Annotated in this window: 1 protein-coding gene; it reads right to left on the reverse strand. The window is 71.5% G+C overall.

Annotated elements, in window-relative coordinates; translation table 11 throughout:
* A partial coding sequence (locus tag RNB18_RS51570) for a S8 family serine peptidase (protein ID WP_311721003.1) occupies nucleotides 1–467 on the reverse strand: 467 nt, incomplete at both ends.

Below are 467 nucleotides of genomic sequence, written 5' to 3' on the forward strand. Positions count from 1 at the left end.
CGTCCAGCGCGTCCACCACTCCGGCCCCGTAGAAGCCGTTGTAGACCTTGGTGCCCTCGCAGACCGCGTCGACGGTCCCGTCGCCGTCGATGTCGTACGGCGCTCCGCACGCCTTCGCGTCCGCCTGGAGGCCCAGCAGCACCTTCACCGCGGCCGGTGAGGCGTTGGGGTGGCGGGACTTGATCAGGGCCACGACGCCCGCGACGTGCGGGGAGGCCATCGACGTACCGGCCTTGTAGCCGAACCGGCCGCCGGGCAGCGTCGAGAGGATCAGCCCGTTGACGGCCGGGGGCTCGGGGGTCTGGTAGACTGTCGAGTCACCGCCCGGGGCGGCCACGTCGATGACGCCCTTGCCGTAGTTGGAGTACGAGGACTTCAGGCCCTTGGCGCCCGTCGCGGAGACCGTCACGACGCCCGGCAGCATGGTCGGGATGTCGGGGCAGACGCGCGGGTCGATGGTCCGGGTG

It is taken from the genome of Streptomyces doebereineriae (assembly GCF_031845645.1).
In the GTDB taxonomy this organism is placed as follows: domain Bacteria; phylum Actinomycetota; class Actinomycetes; order Streptomycetales; family Streptomycetaceae; genus Streptomyces; species Streptomyces canus.